Origin of the sequence: Stenotrophomonas sp. HMWF003 (assembly GCF_003061285.1) — a bacterium.
In the GTDB taxonomy this organism is placed as follows: Bacteria; Pseudomonadota; Gammaproteobacteria; order Xanthomonadales; family Xanthomonadaceae; genus Stenotrophomonas; species Stenotrophomonas maltophilia_AP.
The window spans coordinates 24,690-29,766 of the sequence record NZ_QAIW01000004.1; the positions used below are offsets into that span (position 1 = coordinate 24,690).

The following is a 5,077-nucleotide window of genomic DNA, read 5'->3' on the forward strand; positions in this document are numbered from 1 at the left end:
CAACTTCCGCTCGCGGCCGGCCGTGCTGCACGCCATCCAGGCGTTGTATGCCAACGCCGGCGACACGGCTTTCCTGGAGACGGATATCCGCTTCGAGCCGGTGCACCCGGGCAGCACCCGCCTGGACACCGATTTCCTGCGCGATGGCGTACCCGCGCCCGGCCTGACCCTGCGCCTGCTGGACAATCCCGAGGGCGGCGCGCTCAAGGCCGATGCCTCGCGGCAACAGGCCAGCGATGCCTGCGTGGCGGCCATCCACCAGTTGCTCAGCGAGGCCCGCCAGGGCCGCGCGCTGCTGCGCGGGCAGCCGCTGCAGCCCGGCGACATCGCCGTGCTGGTGCGCTCGCACAAGGAAGCCACGCGCATCCAGCAGGCGTTGAGCGCGGTGGGTATTCCCGCCGTCGCCGCCGGCAAGCAGAGCCTGTATGCCACGCCCGAGGCGCAGGACCTGCGCGTGCTGTTGCTGGCCCTGCTGCAACCGGCCGACGAAGGCCGCTTGCGCGCGGCGTTGTCCACCGTGCTGCTGGGCGAAGATGCCGCTGCCATCGACGCGCTGGAGCGCGAGGGCGACGCACAGCGCAGTTTCCAGGTCCGCCTGCTGCTGTGGCGCGAGCGCTGGCAGCGCGGTGGTCCGTTCGCGGTGATCGCCGACCTGTGCGCCGAGCACGCCGAGCGCCTGCTGGGTCTGATCGACGGCGAACGCCGCCTCACCAACTACCTGCAGCTGGGCGAACTGCTGCAGCAGGCCGCGGCGCAGACGCTGGGCATGCATGGCCTGCTGGACTGGCTGCAGGTGCAGATGGCCCACGCCGACCAGAACGACGAGGCGCAGCTGCTGCGGCTGGAATCGGACGCGCGCCGCGTGCAGATCATCACCCTGCACAAGAGCAAGGGCCTGGAGTACCCGCTGGTGTTCCTGCCGTTCGTGGGCATCGGCGGCAGTGCACCCAACACCGACACCCAGTGCACCGTGCATGCCAACGGGCGTCGCGAGCTGCACTGGAAACTGGACAAGGACGAGGCCTGGACCGCGGCCAGCACGCGCAGCGCGCAGGAGCAGGAAGCCGAAGACGCGCGCCTGTTGTACGTGGGCCTGACCCGCGCCGAGCACGCGCTGTGGATCGCCGCGGGCGACCTGGCCGGCACCGCGAAAACCCGGCTGGCGCCGATGCTGTCCGACCTGGATGCACTGCGCGCGCATCCGGACATCGCCGTGATCCAGGCCCCGTTGGAACCGCGCCCGGCGCAGCTGGCCACCGAACGCGACGGCGACCTGCCGCCGGTGCGCGCGCTGACCCGGCGCATCCCGCACGACTGGTGGGTGTACAGCTTCACCCAGCTGGCACATGCCGACGCCGGCCATGACACCGATGCCGCCGCCACCGAGGTTCCGGCGCCTGCCGCCGACGAACCCAGCGGCGAGGATCTCACCTTGGACACCGCGCAGGCCGTGCCGCTGCGCGACGACGAGGTCGACCCCCGCTTCATGGGCAGCCGCTTCGGCAACGTGCTGCACGACGCGCTGGAGAACACCGACTTCGCGCGCTGGGCGCACTGGCAGGCCGGGCAACCGGCACCGGATGACGAAGCGGACGTGCTGCGCACCTCGCTGGTCGAGGAAGGCTATGCCGACGAAGACCTCGACGATGGCGTAGCGGTGCTGACCGACCTGGTCGGCCAGACCCTGACCGTGGCGTTGCCGGAAGGGGGCGCGCTGCACGACCTGCCGGCCACCGACCGGCGGGCAGAGATCGAGTTCCACTTCGCCATGCAGCCCACCGCCGTGCCGCTGCTGCTCGACCTGCTCCACGCGCATGGGCTGGTCCGCGAACGGCGCGGCTTCGGCACGCGGCGCAAGCTGGAGGGCCTGATGACCGGCAAGATCGATCTCACCTACGTGCGCGGCGATCGCTGGTACGTGCTCGACTACAAATCCAACCGGCTGCCCGGCTACGACCCGGTGCGGCTGCAGGGCGCCATGCAGCACAGCGAATACGACCTGCAGGCGCTGATCTACACCGTGGCACTGCACCGCTGGCTGCGCTTCCGCCTCGGCGCACGGTACGAGTACGCGCGCGACATGGGCGGCATCCGCTACCTGTTCTGCCGCGGCCTGGATGCCGCCCGCGCCGACAGCCCCGGCGTGTATGCGCACCGCTTCGACCCGGTCCTGGTGGATGCACTGGACGCCTTGTTCGCCGGCGGCGAGCACGCCCAGGCGCGCATGGCCGCCCGCGCGCGGGGTGAAGCATGAGCCTGCTCGCGGCACTGAAGAACGGCGGCGCGCTGCGCACCCTCGACCACGCCCTGGCGCAGAGCCTGCGCCGGTTGCGCCCGGACACGCCCGATACGGTGCTGGCCGCCGCCGCGCTGGCCTCGCTGGCGGTGTCGCAGGGGCATGCCGGGCTGGACCCGCGCCAGCCGCAGCGGTTGGTCGAGGCGGACACGCACTGGCCCGACGCCGACACCTGGCTGGACCAGCTGCGCGAGTCGCCGTGGGTAGACGTGCCCGACGCCGACAGCGCACCGGCAACCGAGGTCCCGCTGGTGCTGGAAAACGGCCTGCTCTACCTGCGCCGCTACCGCGAGTACGAGCGCCGCCTGGCCGACGGCCTGCAGCGCATCGCCACCCATCCGCCCGGACAGGTTGATCCTGCCGTGCTGGCATCGCTGTTCGCGCAGCTGTTCCCGCAGGCGCGCGAGGGCATCGACCACCAGGCCCGCGCGGCAGGCGTGGCCTTGCGGCATCCACTGGTGCTGGTCACCGGCGGGCCGGGCACCGGCAAGACCACCACCATCGCGCGGCTGCTGGTGCTGCTGGCGGCCCAGGCGGTGCAGGCCGACCAGCCGTTGCCGCGGGTCGCCCTGGCGGCGCCCACCGGCCGCGCCGCCGAACGCATGGCCGAAAGCCTGCGCCTGGCGGTGCAGCGGTTGCGCCTGCTCGGCATCGCGCCGGCGCTGTGCGACGCCATGCCCAGCACCGGCACCACCCTGCACCGGCTGCTCGGGGTGATCCCCGATTCGCCGCGCTTCCGTCACCACGGCGACAACCCGTTGCCGTTCGACGTGGTGGTGGTGGACGAAGCCTCGATGATCGACCTGCCGCTGATGACCAAGCTGGTGGAAGCGATCGCCTCCGGCACCCGGCTGGTATTGCTGGGCGACCCGGACCAGTTGCCGTCGGTGGAAGCGGGCGATGTGCTCAGTGCGATCCTGCGCGCCAGCGGTGATGGCCTCGGTACCCAGGCCGACGATCACGCAGCGCTGCATACGCTGCTGGCCCCGGCCGCGTTGCAGCCGCTGGCGCCGGCCACGCACTTCGCCGGTCGCCGCGTGCAGCTGCAGCGCGGCTATCGGCAGACCGATGCACTGGATCTGGCACCGCTGGCGCATGCCGTGCGCGAGGGCGACCCTGCTACTGCGCTGGCCCTGCTGCGGGGCGGTCAGCTGGCTGGCGTGCACTTCCACGAAGACCAGGTCGATCCGCTGCAGCAGCACCGCGACCACCTGCTGTCGCACTGGCGCGGGCTCGGCGATGCCGTCGACCCGGGCCAGGCGTTGGCAAACGCCGGTCGCATCCGCCTGCTCACCGCCGTGCGCGAAGGGCCGCAAGGCGCGCGCGGGCTCAATGCGCGTATCGAAGCGTTGCTGGCCGGCGTGCCGCGCGCGGGCATGGCGCCGGGTTACTTCCACGGGCGCCTGCTGCTGGTGACAGAGAACAGCTACCGTCATCGCCTGTTCAACGGCGACATCGGCATCTGCCTGGCCGACCGCCACGGTGCAATCACCGCCTGGTTCCCCGGCGACACGCCCGATCAACCGCGCGGCTTCCATCCGGGCGCGCTGCCCGCGCACGAAAGCGCGTTCGCGATGACCGTGCACAAGGCGCAGGGCTCCGAATTCGATGAGGTCTGGTTGCAGCTGCCGTGGCGCGACAACCGGGTGTTGTCGCGCGAGCTGCTCTATACCGGCATGACCCGCGCACGCCAGTCACTGCATGTGCTGGGCAGCGCGCCGGTGCTGGAGGCCGCCTTGAAGCGGCATGCCAGCCGCGTGTCCGGGCTGGCGGTGCGGCTGACCGGCAACGCGGCTGCATCGTGTGATGCAGCCGCAGCCGAACCTGCGGTGCAGGCGCCGACGCCGGCCCAGGGCCAGCTGTTCTAGCGCTGCGCCGGGCTTACTCGGGAACTACCACGGTGCCGTCGGGGAACACGATGGCGCCGTCGCCGCTGGCGTCGAAGAAGCCCACCTGGTGGGCATTGGCCAGCACCTGCACCAGGCCATGCGCGTTCTCGGCGACCGAATCGGCGAACGAAGCATAGATCACGTGCTGGCCGACGCTGTAGTCGGTCACTTCGGGGCGGTCATCTTCGTCATCGGCCAGCGGGCCGTTCATCGGCGGGAAGTGCTCGACGATGGCGGCGAACCATGCCTGCAGCGCCGGCACCGAGACGGCCGGGTCATCGTACTCGTGCTTCTCGCTCCACTCGGTCTGCGCGTCGTACCACTCCAGGAAGGCCGCCGCATCGCGCGGGGCCACGGCGGGGTCGAACACCATCATGTCGTAACTCATCCAGGATCACCTTGTTCCATGCAGAAATGCAGGTGTCAGGATAGCGTTGATCGGCGCAGGTTGGCGGGCCCGCACCCGGCCGGTTCAGCGCGGCGCGGGCAGACCGGGCGATACAGCAGCAGGGCCGTCCACCACCGGTGCGTCCGGGAACAGCGCAAAACGCAGCCCCATCACGCCCATCAGCGCTTCATCGCGGGCCTTGCCGGCGTCCACGGTCTGCACCCGCCGCAGCGAGGCCTCCAGCTTGGCCTGCAACCCGGCGGGGGCCGGCAGCGGCCGGCGCTGGGCCACCTGCGCGCGGTAGTGCGCGGCCACCTCGTCCAGGATCGCCTCGATCGCCTCCACGCTGGTCGGCGGCAGCCCGTGCCGGGCGCGTCGCAGCTGCAGGATGTTCAGCCCGATCCGCGCTTCGGTAAGCATGTCCACCGAGGCGATGTCGCTGCCCTCGGGGGTGGCGGCCAGGCGCGGCGCGAGCAGGCCCAGCAGGTCCAGCATGCGCGCGGC

4 protein-coding genes are annotated in these 5,077 nt (G+C 71.4%); 2 read left to right on the forward strand and 2 right to left on the reverse strand.

What is annotated here, in order from left to right:
* Both DBR34_RS21990 and recD read left to right on the forward strand, forming a co-directional pair.
* On the forward strand, positions 1–2,254 hold a 2,254-nt coding region (locus DBR34_RS21990; protein ID WP_258223589.1), incomplete at its 5' end, for a 3'-5' exonuclease.
* Positions 2,251–4,164 (forward strand): exodeoxyribonuclease V subunit alpha, encoded by a 1,914-nt coding sequence (gene recD / locus DBR34_RS00295; RefSeq protein ID WP_128095233.1) that lies wholly within the window; start codon positions 2,251–2,253, stop codon positions 4,162–4,164. The genes DBR34_RS21990 and recD, both read left to right, overlap by 4 nt.
* A 13-nt stretch (positions 4,165–4,177) precedes the next feature.
* Here the strand turns inward: recD and DBR34_RS00300 are convergent, their stop codons facing one another.
* Together DBR34_RS00300 and DBR34_RS00305 are read right to left on the reverse strand one after the other, a co-directional pair.
* A complete protein-coding gene (locus DBR34_RS00300; protein WP_038691604.1) occupies positions 4,178–4,573 on the reverse strand; it encodes a hypothetical protein in 396 nt (131 codons plus the stop codon).
* Positions 4,574–4,657: 84 nt separating this feature from the next.
* Positions 4,658–5,077 (reverse strand): FUSC family protein (locus DBR34_RS00305; protein ID WP_181393855.1); only part of this gene is annotated, 420 nt, incomplete at its 5' end.

Bases quoted from the DNA above. Each gene is read 5' to 3' on its own strand.
- DBR34_RS00300 (WP_038691604.1), bottom strand. From the start codon at position 4,573: ATGAGTTACGACATGATGGTGTTCGACCCCGCCGTGGCCCCGCGCGAT.
- recD (WP_128095233.1), top strand. From the start codon at position 2,251: ATGAGCCTGCTCGCGGCACTGAAGAACGGCGGCGCGCTGCGCACCCTC.